General features: G+C 45.4%; 16 protein-coding genes. 10 read left to right on the top strand and 6 right to left on the bottom strand.

Features of this window, described 5'->3' with window-relative positions; genetic code table 11:
• Positions 1-98: 98 nt before the first annotated feature.
• The 3 genes from HPY81_10230 (at position 99) to HPY81_10220 (ending at position 2,616) form a co-directional block, all read left to right on the top strand.
• Positions 99-497: a putative ABC transporter permease gene (locus tag HPY81_10230; GenBank protein NPV27792.1), complete on the top strand. Its 399-nt coding sequence runs from the start codon at positions 99-101 to the stop codon at positions 495-497.
• 80 nt (positions 498-577) lie between these two features.
• Positions 578-1,180 carry an HD domain-containing protein gene (locus HPY81_10225; GenBank protein NPV27791.1) on the top strand — a complete coding sequence of 201 codons (603 nt, stop codon included), beginning with the start codon at positions 578-580 and terminating at the stop codon, positions 1,178-1,180.
• Between the two features lie 98 nt (positions 1,181-1,278).
• Positions 1,279-2,616, top strand: coding sequence for a radical SAM protein (locus HPY81_10220; protein NPV27790.1), 1,338 nt, complete (start codon positions 1,279-1,281; stop codon positions 2,614-2,616).
• A 241-nt stretch (positions 2,617-2,857) separates the two neighbouring features.
• Here the strand turns inward: HPY81_10220 and HPY81_10215 are convergent, their stop codons facing one another.
• From HPY81_10215 to HPY81_10190, 6 genes are all read right to left on the bottom strand, one after another.
• Positions 2,858-3,271 carry an ATP-binding protein gene (locus HPY81_10215; GenBank protein NPV27789.1) on the bottom strand — a complete coding sequence of 138 codons (414 nt, stop codon included), beginning with the start codon at positions 3,269-3,271 and terminating at the stop codon, positions 2,858-2,860.
• 172 nt (positions 3,272-3,443) lie between these two features.
• Positions 3,444-4,436 carry a tyrosine-type recombinase/integrase gene (locus tag HPY81_10210; protein ID NPV27788.1) on the bottom strand — a complete coding sequence of 331 codons (993 nt, stop codon included), beginning with the start codon at positions 4,434-4,436 and terminating at the stop codon, positions 3,444-3,446.
• Entirely contained in the window at positions 4,433-5,398 is a 966-nt protein-coding gene (locus HPY81_10205) for a tyrosine-type recombinase/integrase (GenBank protein NPV27787.1), read from the bottom strand. Before HPY81_10205 ends, HPY81_10210 begins: the two co-directional genes overlap by 4 nt.
• A 4-nt stretch (positions 5,399-5,402) precedes the next feature.
• Positions 5,403-6,650: a tyrosine-type recombinase/integrase gene (locus HPY81_10200; protein ID NPV27786.1), complete on the bottom strand. Its 1,248-nt coding sequence runs from the start codon at positions 6,648-6,650 to the stop codon at positions 5,403-5,405.
• 123 nt (positions 6,651-6,773) lie between these two features.
• Positions 6,774-7,124: an ATP-binding protein gene (locus tag HPY81_10195; protein NPV27785.1), complete on the bottom strand. Its 351-nt coding sequence runs from the start codon at positions 7,122-7,124 to the stop codon at positions 6,774-6,776.
• Positions 7,125-7,134: 10 nt separating this feature from the next.
• Entirely contained in the window at positions 7,135-8,328 is a 1,194-nt protein-coding gene (locus HPY81_10190; protein ID NPV27784.1) for an IS21 family transposase, read from the bottom strand.
• Between the two features lie 116 nt (positions 8,329-8,444).
• Here HPY81_10190 and HPY81_10185 point away from each other — a divergent pair, with 116 nt between their 5' ends.
• From HPY81_10185 to HPY81_10155, 7 genes are all read left to right on the top strand, one after another.
• Positions 8,445-9,260 carry a DUF4143 domain-containing protein gene (locus HPY81_10185; GenBank protein NPV27783.1) on the top strand — a complete coding sequence of 272 codons (816 nt, stop codon included), beginning with the start codon at positions 8,445-8,447 and terminating at the stop codon, positions 9,258-9,260.
• A 66-nt stretch (positions 9,261-9,326) separates the two neighbouring features.
• Positions 9,327-9,467, top strand: coding sequence for a hypothetical protein (locus HPY81_10180; protein NPV27782.1), 141 nt, complete (start codon positions 9,327-9,329; stop codon positions 9,465-9,467).
• Between the two features lie 178 nt (positions 9,468-9,645).
• The gene (locus tag HPY81_10175) at positions 9,646-9,885 is read left to right on the top strand and encodes a hypothetical protein (protein NPV27781.1); all 240 of its coding nucleotides are present in this window, start codon (positions 9,646-9,648) and stop codon (positions 9,883-9,885) included.
• On the top strand, positions 9,878-10,381 hold the full coding sequence (locus tag HPY81_10170; GenBank protein ID NPV27780.1) for a DUF3368 domain-containing protein: 504 nt from the start codon (positions 9,878-9,880) through the stop codon (positions 10,379-10,381). Before HPY81_10175 ends, HPY81_10170 begins: the two co-directional genes overlap by 8 nt.
• A 480-nt stretch (positions 10,382-10,861) precedes the next feature.
• Positions 10,862-12,379 (top strand): recombinase family protein, encoded by a 1,518-nt coding sequence (locus HPY81_10165; GenBank protein ID NPV27779.1) that lies wholly within the window; start codon positions 10,862-10,864, stop codon positions 12,377-12,379.
• On the top strand, positions 12,364-13,200 hold the full coding sequence (locus HPY81_10160) for a hypothetical protein (protein ID NPV27778.1): 837 nt from the start codon (positions 12,364-12,366) through the stop codon (positions 13,198-13,200). The genes HPY81_10165 and HPY81_10160 overlap by 16 nt, the downstream gene beginning before the upstream one ends.
• Positions 13,201-13,605: 405 nt before the next feature.
• On the top strand, positions 13,606-13,810 hold a 205-nt coding region (locus HPY81_10155; protein ID NPV27777.1), incomplete at its 3' end, for a sulfide/dihydroorotate dehydrogenase-like FAD/NAD-binding protein.

Raw genomic sequence — 13,810 nt, 5'->3', positions numbered from 1 at the left:
GATTTTGGGGAAAAGGAGCGGATATACAGACTGACTAAGCCTCCAAATAGCGAATCCACTGCTAATTTCAATACCGTCAATTTTTAGGAGTGATAAATTTGAATCAAAACCTGACCAACCTGATATTGTTTTTTTCGTTTTACTCCTTGCTGGGATGGATTATTGAAACGTTATTCAAAAGTGTGCACGCAAAAAGATTCGTGAATAGCGGGTTTCTGTCCGGGCCCTTCTGCCCTGTGTATGGTTTTGGTGCCCTGCTGGTAATTCAGTCATGGGAAATGGTGAATCGTACCATATCATTAGTCGATCCGGCAACACGAATGGTTATTAGCGTAATACTGGCTATTATGGGTACCAGCGTGCTGGAGTATTTGACTGGAAGTTACTGGAAAAGCTTTTTAACCGCAAATGGTGGGATTACAGCGAAGAACGGTTTAATATTCAAGGGAGAATCTGTCTTAAATATTCTGTATGTTGGGGGATGTTGGCCTATTTAATGTTGGAAATTATCCACCCGTTTCTATTACAATGCACAAACAATGTTTCAATGAATTTAAAATATTTTTTCGCCGGTATTATGATAGTTTATTTCGGATTTGATTTGATAAACTCCGTCGAAGATGCTTTGGAGCTACGGAAGGAGGAGTTTAGAGGTTCTCTAAATGAAAAATGGAAACAGATCCATAATTTCGAGGAATACAGGAATTGTATTGACGATTTAATTTACTCTGCTCCCGTTCAGAAAATGAAACGGTTCAAACATCACTGCCATGTAACATGTTTCGAACACAGCTTGAATGTCTCTTTCTACAGTTTTCTGCTCTGTAGAGCTTTGGGGTTGGACTATAAGGCGGCTGCCCGGGGAGGATTACTCCATGATTTATTCCTGTATGATTGGAGAACAACCACACTAAGTCATGGAAAACATGGGTTTGTTCACCCCCGACTTGCCTTAAACAACGCATCAACAGTGTCTTCTTTGAATGAAGTGGAAAGGGATATTATATTAAAGCACATGTTTCCCTTGACCTGGCAACCGCCATCCTACAAAGAATCGCTGATTGTATGTTTAGTTGACAAATACTGCGCATGTGCAGAGATTATTGGTTCCATATTCCGCACTACATATCCGTCCCGGGACGGCCCTACCCCTTCAGGTATAGGAATAAAGTCAAGGTAATTTTCCGAACCAGCAGGTGAGAAAGCTTTTTTCATCTTTTAAGTTTCAACTGCCGTTTTACACAACCAAAAAACAATTAAAGAAAGGAGTGACGTCAGGTGTTTAAGTACGCTAAAAAGTTTGTAGGAGAAGCTGTAATAACTGAAGTAACGAATTACTTAGCCAAAAACCCAGAAAAAAACATTGAAACATTGATAAATCTAGTCAGCAAGATGGCTATCCGCGAAAATCACAAAAAGCAAATTGCCTCAGTCAGTAAATATCTTTCCGACAAGGATTCTCACTGGCACAAGTTGTTTGTCACCACTTTGAAAGAAACCCATCCGAAAGTCCGTGAACGTTTCGCTGTCAATTTTATTATCAACTCCGTGTTGAGCGGGATTCCTAAACAGTATGAACTGGCCGAAAAGCTCGGTTATGCTGTCCCTTGGGCTATCCTTATGGATCCTACTGACCGCTGTAACCTCCGCTGCAAGGGATGTTGGGCAGGAGAATATTTAATGAAAAATGACCTCCCCTTGGAACTTATGGACCGAATAGTCAGTGAAGGCGAGGAGCTTAACATATTTTTCTACCTCTTCTCCGGTGGAGAACCACTCATCAGAAAAAATGATATTTTAAAGCTGGCCCAAAAACATCCTGATAGCATCTTTCATATCTTTACCAACGGAACACTGATTGATGAGAAGTTTGCCGAAGAATGCCTGGATGCAGCCAACATCACCTTTGCCATAAGCATTGATGGCTTTGAAAAAGCTACGGACATGCGTCGGGGCAAAGGCATTTTTGCTAAAGTAATGAAGGCTGCAGATATTCTGCGGAAACAGGGGCTCATCTTTGGTTTTTCAACTACTTATCACCGCTACAATGTGGATGAAATTACCTCTGATGAATACATTGATATGCTCATTGACAAGGGTTTCCGCTTTGGCTGGCTTTTTACCTATGTTCCCGTAGGTTCTGAAGCTGATGTGGAGTTTATGGCTACTCCCCAGCAAAGAGCGCATGCTTGGAAGCGTATCCAAGAGATTAGAGCCACCAAGCCTATCCTTGTTGCTGATTTCTGGAACGATGGCGAATTTAGTGGAGGATGCGTTGCCGGTGGCCGTCGCTACTTCCACATCAATGCAGCAGGCGATGTAGAACCGTGTGCTTTTGTCCATTATTCTTGCGCTAATATTAGGAGCATGAGCTTAAAAGAAGCGCTTGGCAATCCGCTTTTTCGAGCTTACCAAAAGCGTCAACCATTTAATGAAAATCATCTGCGTCCCTGTCCGCTTATAGATAACCCGCACGAACTGGTGGCTTGTGTTAGAGAAAGCCAAGCTCAGTGCACCCAGACAGTCCCAACCGATCCTGAAAGGCTCGCCAGCAGCTTGGCAAACTACGCCGCAGAATGGGGCAAAATTGCAGATAAAATGTCAAAGCGGATTTAAAACTGATCCATTTCGGCTTCGGCCGATTTTTTTTGATCCACTCTCCGTAGTATAGGCGCTGATGGTAAAGTACATCACCACCAAGTATTAACCTAGGTAAGGGTAGAGCACTGACTATTACACGGGTTGACTACGGTCTGGTAATAGATTAGCGGCTTAAATAGGTTAAGTTTTAATGGGGTGTCAACACCGGTCTAAAAATCCCCAAAATCACCGGTTCAAAATTCCCCACCCTGATGTCCTAATTTAAACTTCCATCTTCATTTGTGGTATTAGGGCGGGCCTTATTTTTTCCTTTCAGTCGGTAGCTTTCTCCTCTGATGTTGATGGTGATTGAGTGATGCAATAAACGGTCAAGGATCGCGGTTGCGATAACCTGGTCACCTAAGACCTCTCCCCAATCTACAAAGCTTTTATTAGAGGTCAGTATAATCGAACCTTTCTCATATCGCCGGGATATTAACTGAAAAAATAAGGTCGCACCAGTTCTATCTATCGAGAGGTATCCCATTTCGTCTATTAACAATAGTTTCGGTTTCGTGTAACGCCTCATTCTTTTGTTCAACTGGCCTTCTTCATGGCCTTTTTTCAGTTCATTTACCAGGTCCTGGGCGGTGGTAAAATAAACCGATATTCCTTTCAATAAGGCTTCCATCGCTAAGGCCACGGCAATGTGGGTTTTAACCTTATGTAAAGCTTTACATAATGGCAATTATGCAAAGTAATTGCTTATGTCAAGTTGATGGGCACAAACAAGCAATGAGCCTATTTATGCCCTATTTACTTGACATAAATAAGAGGCTATTGGCAGATCTTCTGTAACCAGCTCAGCAGGTCTGATCATCCTGCCAGGCAGGTACATCGTTAATCACTGTTGGTGAGTAAGCCTGCTCCAGTGCCAGACGTTTCATGCGGGCATCCGCCCTGGCATAGATTTCACTGGTGGTAACACTGGCATGGCCTAAAAAGTCTCGGATGTAAACCAGATTCACGTTCGCCTGTAAAAGATGCATAGCTTTGGTGTGCCGGAACACATGCGGCGATACTTTATCCGGCAAAAGGATAGTGTTTTGTTCTTTGACAGCATTCACGTACTTGTCGATGATGTACGAAACCCCTGCCCTGGTCAGCTTCTGATGACGGCTGTTGAAGAATAACGGGTGATCTGATCTATCAGGGGCAGTCAGCCGTCTTTCTTCCAGGTAATCCTTCAGCAGGACAGCTGTCCGGCTCATCAGCGGCACATGCCGCACTTTTCGGCCTTTCCCTCTGAGAGTGATGGTTGCCGGCTGTGTTAACCGGATGTCGCGGACTAAAAGATCCGTTAACTCCTGCACCCGTGCACCAGAATCGTACAGTACTGTTAGAAGTAACAGATCCCGTCGGCCTGCCGGTGTTTTCCGGTCGGGCTGGTTTAAGATGGCTTCCAGCGCTTCTGTTGTTAGATAGGATACTGCTGGTTTCCCTGTCTTTTTCAGTGGAATGGACAGAATCCGCTGGTACATCAAGAGTCTTTCGGGGGTTTGTGCCTGCACATACCGAAAAAAAGCATGAATGGCTGCCAATCGCTGGTTGCGGGTAGCAATACTGCACTTGCGTTTCGTTTCAATCCAGGCCATAAACGTCAGTACCAGATCATCATCAATGTGCGCCAGTGTTAAACATTCAGGAGAGATGCCTTTTTCTTCCCGGCAAAAAAGCAGTAAAAGTTTGAAAGTATCCCGATAGGAGGTGATGGTGTTTGGACTCAGGTTTCTTTGGCCAGGCAGATAGATACTCAGGTAGTCCGTTAGGTATTTGGCAAAATCCGTGGTTTTCATTGGTCATCACCCGGCAGTAAACACCCAAACCTTTCGTCCATGGTTGCCACAATATCCGGGTAGAGTTCTGCTGTCAGGCGCAGATAATGCTGAGAGCTTTTCAGCCCCGTATGTCCAAGGTAAGTGGACAAGTAAGGAAGGGCAACTGTCAGGTCAGTTCCACTGCGCACCCAGCGTTTCAAACAGTGGACGGCAAACGTATGACGAAGGTCATGAAGGCGTGGTCCTTTGCCCCTGCCGCCGTGCGAAATGCCTGCTTGCCAAAGAAATCTGCGGAAGTATTCATAGATTCTTTTTTCACAGTATTGACCCCCATGGGGAGATGGGAAGAAAATGTATTCAGGTTGTTTAATGGGGTGCATCACCTCCATGTAAATGCGACATCTTTCATTCAGCGATGGAGCCATCGGAACAAGTCTGTCTTTGTGAAATTTGGCATTTCTAATGGTCAGTGTTCCGTCTATTGTATTCACATCGCCGACGGTCAAGTGCAGCACTTCCGAAACGCGAAGCCCACAACCGTATAGGATTCTGAACAGCAGCGGGAAGATAAGGTGGCGATACGGGCTATTCGCTACAGGCTGGCACTGGTCCACCTGGTTAAAAAAACGGGCCAATTCTGTTTCGGTAAAAAGATACGGTTGATACTGTTGCGACTGGCTCCGGCCGAGATGGTCCGGATAGATGTAAGCATCGTATCCCAACCGAACCAGGTATCTGGCCAGCATGCGAATGAGCCTGATCCGCCGGCTGTGTGCATCGTCAGACTCAAACAGCTTCTTTTCAGCCCACTGCATGGCAAGCTCTTTGGACAGACAACACTGGCTGTGACCTATCTCAACACAAAACTCATCGAATCGTTTCAGAGCAGCCGCCTGTTTTTGGTACGCGTACCCAAGCGCCTGATTTTCCAGGACAAACCCTTGTATCGCATCGGCGAAAACGCTGGTGTAAACTGGCATCCCATTAGATGTTTTCATGGTGGAACACCTCATCAGGATCCAGCGCACATTTGCGCAACCCTTCAAGATCGATTTTCAGATAAACACTGGTGGACATGGTACTCATATGGCCCAAGATCTCCGAGATCACCGGCAGGGGTGTTTCCTGCTCCAGCAGAACACTGGCCAGCGTATGCCGGAGGGAATGCATCCCCTGTGAAGCCCCTGTCCGCAGCTTGATGCCAGCAAGACGTGTGTATTTGGTGATCATGTTATGCAGGTTGGCGTGGGTTCCAAAGGTTTCAAAAGGAGCATGGTGCCGGACAAAGAGGTGAGGGGATTCTGTCTTAGGCCTGCCATTCTTAAGGTAGTCAATGATGGCCCAGCCGATATCGTCCAGTATGGGATAACTCACTGTCTGCTTTGTTTTATGCTGAACAATCTCAATACTCCTGGTTGCCCAATTCAAGTTGGTCAACCTGATTTCTTTAATGTCCTGGATCCGCATGCCCAGCCGTGCCACCATTAACAAAATAGCATAATCTCTTTTGCCGTTGGGATTGCCCCGGTCGACTGACTCAAGAACGCGTTTGACATCTTCAGGCTTCCAGGCGCTTGGAATTTTGGGAAAATGCGGCTGTTTCAGTTTGGGTACATCACTAGATAAATCTTTTTCATGGTAGCCGTTCAAGTACAAAAACCTTAAGAACGATCTCAGCGTTGTCAAAATAGCGGAAATGGATTTTTTGTGATAGCCGGCAATGGTTCTGGTGTAATCTGATAAATGTTGGGCAGTCAGTAATGACAGAGATGTCATCCCGCAATCATCCAGATAGTCAATGAATAACTGTGCTCGATAGATCCGTGTGCGCATTCCCTGTTCAGAATAATTTTGGCACACACATTCTTTTTGGTAACTCTTCAGTGCCTCTGCAAACTGAGGTGTCCTTTCATAAGGGGCTTTAGTGGTTCTACGTCGCAGAATGGCGCCATGCAGTTGATAATCTCCCAATACTCGGATGCAACGGGCTTGACCCCTAAAAGTGCGGTGGGAAGAGTTTGTGTAGATGTCCAGGTCAAAGTGATGGTGCATTCTTAAATATTTGTTGCCCAGATCTTCTGAATACACTGTTTCGCCTATGCTGTCAGCAAAGGTGATCAACCGGTTGTAAAATCTTCGGTAAGTGTTGCGTGTGTTTTCTGCATAGTTTAATCGTTCTAGCTCTGCCAGTACTTCTGCAACTAGTTTTCTGATGGGGACTTTCGGGTTCATACAATCCCTCCTTCAATATGATGGATGCTTCAGCATCACTTTCATCTTGAAGGATTATGGATAGTATTTCTATCATGAATTGAGCTTTTTCAATTATTTTTGCACTCGACTTGACATAAGCAATTACTTTGCATAATTCCCGACGCCCGGCGGTCCCAATAGCAAGATATTGGTGGCTTCAGTAAGAAAATTGAGATTGGCCAGTTCTCGAATCTGTCGTTCATTTATTGATGGTTGAAAGCTGAAGTCGAAGTTTGCCAGGGTTTTATGAAACGGCAGGTTGGCCAATTGGCTTCTTGTTTTAAATGCTCTTTCTCTGCGAGCGTTTATTTCTTCATCCAATAAGCTGCCCAGGAATTCCAGGTATGTTGAGTTGTTTTTAGCGGCTTGATCGAGTTTGTATTTAAGGGCATCTGCTGCTATTGGTAATTTTAGTTCATTTAGTTGGTTTTCTACATCTATCGCTTCCCACATTTATCTCACCTCACCCGATCAAACTTTCATATTCGGCAAGGGATCTGATCTGGACTAAAGGTGAGGTGGAGGTAAGGATAAGTGATTTTATCAGTTGGCAGCTTTTTACTTTCTTTATTCCCTGGTAATGTTCTCGATTAATTATCCGCTGGTATTGACCTTTGGCTAATTGATAACGGGTATAAATTTTACCGTTAAAGATAACTTCCAGCTGATTTTGTTCGATTCTGACGATTATATCTCTTCCAGCCAGTTCCCAGGGAACAGAGTAGTAGTTACGCTGGTATGAGATTAGACAGTCCATTGATACCCGTCGTTGTGTATAGGTGGCAGTGTCAAAAGGATGAATAGATATTGGCTTTAGTTTTTCTTCTTCCCAGCGTTCAAACGGGATAGCCTGCGTGGTCTGGTGAATTTTTGTGTTAGCTGTGGTATTCAGCCAGTTTAAGGCTTGCTGATTTAAATCGACCAGATCACTAAATTGAAGGCCGCAGAAGAAGTTTTCTTTAACATAACGAATCAGTCTTTCAACTTTCCCTTTTGTCCGCGGCCGATAGGGCCGGCAGAGTTTGGGGATGAAGCCGTAGTGGCGGGCAAAGTTTAAAAATCTTTCGTTCCAGATTAGATGTCCTTCACTGTCTCTGCCCAGTACCACCGTCTTTTGATTATCGTAGAGTATTTTGTCTGTCACGCCGTTAAAGTAGTTGAAGGCATTGATATGACAGCGCATTAAGGTTTCGGTGTCCATCTGTGTGGTAAATTCCAGATACATCAGTCGGGAGTAGGAGAGAACCATGACAAAGCCGTAAAGTTTCTGTCGCCTGCCCTGGTCATATATATAGCCGAAACTGCCCCAGTCACACTGGGCTTGTTCTCCTGATCCTGTCTCGTATCGTTCAGTGTATCTTTTTTCGGCCAGTGGTCTAAACGGCTGCATAAACAACCGCAAAATAGTGATTTGTCCAGGATATCCTTGGGCCTTAATCTCTTTAAGTATTTTCTCCGCGTTCAGCACTCCTTGCGCCATTCGTTGTATGATATAATCTTTGTAGGGATCAAGGCAGCTTTGGGTGTTTCTTCTTTTAACAGATTTTTGAGGTTTGTCTGATTCCAGTACTTTTCTAATGGTTTTTCGGTCTCGGCCGGTACGGCGGGCTATTTCGTTGATGCTCAGCCCATTTTCATACATTTCTTTAATATCCATCCATTTCCCACTCCTTATCATATTGACACCTCACCTTTGCTCGGTTTTGGTGTCTTTATTCGACTATTAAACCAATAGAACTTGCCAATCTTAAGCAGCCTGAGCTGTATGACATTATGAACTGCCTTACACCTCTGCAAAAGCATTTCCACCGCTATCTGACAGTTGGCGGGTTCCCCGAGCTTGCCCTATCAAAGGATGATTATTATGCCCAAAGGGTGCTGCGTGAGGATGTAGTCGATAAGGTATTAAAGCGTGATATCCCTGCGTTGTTTAACATCCGTAATGCGGCAGTTTTAGAAAAAGTGTTTTTATATCTGTGTTTTAATTCATCCAATATTATTAATATCACTACAATGAGTAAGGAACTAGATAACACGCCGTCTGTAACCATTTCGAATTATATCCAGTTCCTTGAGCAGGCAAACCTGATTTATGTCAGCTATCCGGTCAGTCTCGACGGGAAAAAAATAATGAAGGCCAAGCCGAAGATTTATATTGCAGATGCGGCTATTAGAAACGCTGTCCTTATGTTGGACAATGTCCTTGCCGATCCTGAAGAAATGGGGATTATGGTGGAGACTTCAGTATATAAGCACCTGGCGGCTTTTTACTACCGGTCAAATGCTAAAGTTGGTTATTATCGTAGACCGGGCGGCAGTGAAAAGGAGATTGATGTAGTGGTTGAATTGCCACAAGGCAAGATTCTTGTTGAAGTGAAGTATAGGGAAAATGCTGTCAACAAAGAAAATGATGCTATTGTAGAGATGTCAATGGATAAGGGAAAGATAATTGCTGCCATAGTCGTAACCAAGAAGCCGGAAGATTTTGGCATAATGCCGCATGATACTAGTGTTCCTATTATGCGTATCCCAGCCCATGGGTTTTTGTATTTGCTGGGACATGCTGAGAGGACTCATTATCTTGGATAGCGGTTGGGTGTTCCAGTTGCCTTGATGCGAAAAAACCGAAACAGAATACGCCGAGGACAGAAACCGTTGGCCCCGATAAGGTTAGATTTTCGTGAAGCACGAGAAATAGCTAGAGTAGCAGCAGGTGAGTTGCGTGATGACGTATTAAGTGGCGGGACCCAGCGCATTCGCCCGCAAATCGAAGAGCCAGAATATTTGTTCGAATAAGTTGCGCCACGAACGGAGGGTGAAAAAAATGATCAGAGATTCAGAAAAATTTTTGGGCGGAGGTAGGCTATTAACTCAGGCGCCGTGATACAATAGAGATGTGAGGAGGTGTGTGACTGTGACGCAAGAGTTGTTTGAAAGTAAAGTTTTGAACGATTTTATACCCGTGATCAAAAACATGGGTGTTGGAAAAACCCTGGCCGATAAAATAAGAATATCTTTAGCTATTGGGCTGTTTGTTGAAAGATCAGTCTCTCTGGAACGGGCAGCGGAACTGGCTGGACAGCCGTTGGGTCATTTTATTGACATCCTGCGCAGCAAAGGAATTTCTTGGGCTGAGTATACAGAAGAAATGATGGGGCAGGATGAATTTGCTGTCAAAAAATTTCTAGAAGAAACGGGATCCAGACATGAGTAAGGCGATTTGCAATGCCAGTCCCATTATTGCCCTGGCGATGCTTAACCAATTAAAACTGCTCTGGACGTTGTTTGAAGAAGTTTATGTACCAGAAGCCGTCTATAAAGAAATTGTGTTGGGTGAATCGGTGAACAATTACGGACAGACGGAGTTGAGAGAAGCTATTGATCAGGGCTGTGTATCTGTTTATACGGTTAAGGACCAAGCTCTAGTTGGTAATCTGTACGGCAAACTACACCGCGGGGAAATAGAAACCGTTGTTGGTGGCCGCGAGATGGGCGTGGACTTTGTTGTTTTGGACGAAAAAGCGGCAAGGGTTTTAGCGCAGGCTTTTTTGTTGGTACCGATCGGAACAATTGGCATTTTGCGTTTGGCTAAAACACAGGGATTAATAGATTCAGTCCGTCCATACTTGGATTTTTTACGGGTTTCGGGATTTCGTATATCTGATTACTTATATCGCAAAATATTGGAGAGCGAGCTTGAAGGTCAATAATGAAGTGAGCCCCGTTAATAACAGCATCACAACAGCTCCATTTAACGGCAACAAATCCATTTCCTAAGCGATTCTATCTATTATAAGTCAAGGAAGGAGAATTATCACGTCAACAATTCATCAAAGGGTCTTGCATAAATGATTAAGTGTGACGGTCTTGATTACCGTGAACTCATCTGCCGTGCTGAGAAAGAGTTGGCTGATGAAGAATTAAAGGGATAAGCAACAAGGATGAGACTGCTTTAATAAGCAGTCTTTTTAATGTCCGAATAGGACAATCAATCAGCGACATAAATTTTAACAGCAAGGAGGATTGATAAGGAGGAATGATAATATGAAAAAGCAAAAATCTTTAACCGTAAAGTTGGTCCAGGTTGGCAGCGCGGAGGAATGTCGACAGGCTTTGGCGCAGGCTAGAAAGATCGTATTTTTAAAACTTATGAAAAAAATGACCGCACAATCTAAGTAAGGGGATGGGGAATGTTCGCTGTTGTGTACATCCGGGTCAGCACGGAGGACCAGGCGCGCTATGGCTACAGCCTGGAAGGCCAGGAACAGGTCTGTTATAAAAAAGCTAAAGAATTAGGGGCAGTCAGGGTGGAGAAATTTCTGGACGTCGGGGTAACAGGAGAAATCCTGGAACGCCCTGGCCTTCAGGCTGCCTTGAGCGCTGTCCGGGCCGGGGCCAGGTGGTTTATCGCTTATGACCCGGACCGGCTGAGCCGGAAGCTGTCGCACCAGCTTTTCCTGGCGGAGACAATTGAAAAGACAGGCTGCCAGCTGGAGTTTGTCAATTTTGAATGGCAGAATACGCCGGAAGGGCGGCTCTTTTTTTCGCTACGGGGTGCAATCGCGGAGTATGAGAAAGAAAAATTCAAGATCAGGTCGATGTTTGGCAAGCGGACCAAGGCTAAGAGAGGTCTGCTAACCCACTCGCCGCACCTGTTCGGCTACCGGTATGAAGACGGGCGGCTGTACGTGGACAGCGGTCAGGCGATCATCTACCGGCGGATGGTAGAGATGGTCCTGGAGGGACTTTCGCCGGAAAGGATCGCCCAGGTTTTTAACAAACAGGGTATCCCGGCACCGAAGGGAAGGCATTGGTACCGGGGTACAATACGGAGAATCTTGAAAAACCCTACTTACACTGGCATGATTTACTTAAACCGGTATAACACCGAAGGAATCAAAGCAGCCAGACAGCGGGGAGAGCAGAGGTCGCCGACTCTCAGGTCGGACAATGAATGGATTGCCGTACCGATCACACCGATGGTCACGAAAGAAGAGTGGGAAAAAGTACAAAATACTTTAAAAAAAAACAAGCGAGGAAGACGGGGCCAGACAGTAAATTATTATCTACTGTCCTGTCTTCTTTATTGTGGTAAGTGCGGCAGCTCTGTCCACGGCAACTTCAATAATGGGTACCGTTATTACGTCTGTGCTAAACGGCATGTTTCGGGTTATGACTATAAAAAGGTGCCGGTCAGGTGCGATTCATCTTTTTTACGGGCCGACCAGGTTGAGGATATTGTCTGGAATAAAGTTAAAGAATGGTTGTCCGATCCAGAGGGAATATTGCAAGCGGCTGATCTTAGGGTGAGTAAAAATTCGGCAATTGAAGGAGAAATAAAAATTTTAGTGAATAGGTCTATTGAGCTCGACGATGAGCGGGAACGAATTTTTTTGGCTTACCGGCGAGGTAAAATAAGTCTTGACGATTTTGATAGAGCGGTTTCAGAAGTAGCCAGAGAAAAAGAGGGGGTAGAAAAACGGCTCAACGAACTTGAGAGCAAGCTGTCCAGCGAGGTAGATGCGGCCAGGAGCGTTGAGTTATTGAAGGAAATAGCTGATCGGGTCGCGGATAAGCTGGATGACCTTGACGATGCTGACCGTCGTGAAGTCATCCGGGCGGTGATCCAGCGGATAACGGTTCATGACACTGAGCTGATCCTGGATGTGAAAATTCCCTTGACAGATACGGTTTGCGTAATGGAATGACGCCGCACGTGATTGACCCGAAATACCCCGGGGCGGTGGATGAGATCATTAACCTGGGTGATCACTGGAACGAACAGCTGTTGCGGGAGCACCGGGAGGAAATTATATTCCTGACTGACCAGATTGCACAGCACTTTCAACAGGCTTATGTCCGCCTGCGAGAGGCCAGAGGAATCACTGACGAGTGGGCGAATTGTCTGAAAACCGGGTTAGATTCGGCCAGGCTTGGTGCCCTGACAGCCGAATTAATCGAAGAAATCTTTCAGGTTGTCCCGCGGGTTCGGCACTTGTTTGCGACTGCCATTACCCCGGCGGGACCGGTCAACTTTATGGACAGTATCACGGAGGATTGCACGCGACGCTATATTTTACGGGGTCAGCCAGGATGCGGGAAATCAGCTGTGCTTCAGCAGGTGGGGCAGGCGGCGCTTAAGCGGGGTTTCTCGGTTGACCTCTACCACTGTGGTTTTGACCCCGATGAGCTGGATGCGGTGATCATCCCTGCTTTAAAGACCGCGGTCGTAGATGGGTCCTCTCCCCATGTGGTGGAACCCCGGCGGCCGGGGGACAAAGTTTTGGATTTACTCGAGCTTATCGATTCGGTGATCCTTTATGAAAACAGCGCGTTCATCGCGGAGATAGAGAAACAATTCGAAGGCGTTTTCGCGGAAGGAGTGGCTGAGATCACTACAGCCAAGCGGATTCACGATGACCTGGAACGGTTTTATGTGGCAGCGATGGATTTTTCGGGGGTCGACCAAACCCGTGAGCGGTTGCTGGAGAAAATTCTTCACCTGGCGGCGGAAAAGTCGAAGCCGTAGTGTTATAAAGTAATTCGTTTAATAACTCCTCAATCTGGGGGAGTTATTTTTTTTCGTTATGCTTCGGACTGAAATTATATATGAGGGAGGTCGGATATCGAAAAAGAGTGGGAACGGCTGAGAGAATGAATATCCAATTGATGGTGCTTTTATCGACCGGGATGTAGTCAAACGCTCCAGTGGGCTGAGCCTCAAAAAGTCAAGGAAAAGCCTGGGTGGTGGGGAATTGAATCGACATTGTCCTGGTGCAAAAAGTCACGGAATTTTTAAACCACTTTTAAACCACAAATCCGGACAAGTCTTGTAGAATTATACTTTACGGCACGATGTGCCTTTGTTTCTTTATTGGTACGAATATTGCTAAAAAGCTGATTAATTAAAAAAATGGCGAAAGGTGCGTGGAGCATGTATAAAATTGTCAGGAAAAAAGTATTGGCCCCCGCAATAAAACTTTTTGAAGTATTCAGCCCAGAAGTCGCGGCCAAAGCCGAACCCGGCCAGTTTATCATTCTAAGAATTGACGAAAACGGCGAACGGATCCCTTTGACCATCGCCGATTTTGACCGGGTGGAAGGTACAGTCACCATCATCTTTCAGGAGGTTGGCGCGA

Source organism: Bacillota bacterium, assembly GCA_013178045.1.
In the GTDB taxonomy this organism is placed as follows: Bacteria; Bacillota; Ch66; order Ch66; family Ch66; genus Ch66.
This window is presented reverse-complemented; position numbering and strand designations above follow the sequence as displayed.

What these genes read in the sequence shown, in the direction of transcription:
- HPY81_10225 (NPV27791.1), top strand. Translation starts at nt 578, where the DNA reads ATGATAGTTTATTTCGGATTTGATTTGATAAACTCCGTCGAAGATGCT.
- HPY81_10215 (NPV27789.1), bottom strand. Translation starts at nt 3,271, where the DNA reads ATGGAAGCCTTATTGAAAGGAATATCGGTTTATTTTACCACCGCCCAG.
- HPY81_10210 (NPV27788.1), bottom strand. Translation starts at nt 4,436, where the DNA reads ATGAAAACCACGGATTTTGCCAAATACCTAACGGACTACCTGAGTATC.
- HPY81_10205 (NPV27787.1), bottom strand. Translation starts at nt 5,398, where the DNA reads ATGCCAGTTTACACCAGCGTTTTCGCCGATGCGATACAAGGGTTTGTC.
- HPY81_10200 (NPV27786.1), bottom strand. Translation starts at nt 6,650, where the DNA reads ATGAACCCGAAAGTCCCCATCAGAAAACTAGTTGCAGAAGTACTGGCA.
- HPY81_10195 (NPV27785.1), bottom strand. Translation starts at nt 7,124, where the DNA reads ATGTGGGAAGCGATAGATGTAGAAAACCAACTAAATGAACTAAAATTA.
- HPY81_10190 (NPV27784.1), bottom strand. Translation starts at nt 8,328, where the DNA reads ATGGATATTAAAGAAATGTATGAAAATGGGCTGAGCATCAACGAAATA.
- HPY81_10185 (NPV27783.1), top strand. Translation starts at nt 8,445, where the DNA reads ATGAACTGCCTTACACCTCTGCAAAAGCATTTCCACCGCTATCTGACA.
- HPY81_10175 (NPV27781.1), top strand. Translation starts at nt 9,646, where the DNA reads ATGGGTGTTGGAAAAACCCTGGCCGATAAAATAAGAATATCTTTAGCT.
- HPY81_10170 (NPV27780.1), top strand. Translation starts at nt 9,878, where the DNA reads ATGAGTAAGGCGATTTGCAATGCCAGTCCCATTATTGCCCTGGCGATG.
- HPY81_10165 (NPV27779.1), top strand. Translation starts at nt 10,862, where the DNA reads ATGTTCGCTGTTGTGTACATCCGGGTCAGCACGGAGGACCAGGCGCGC.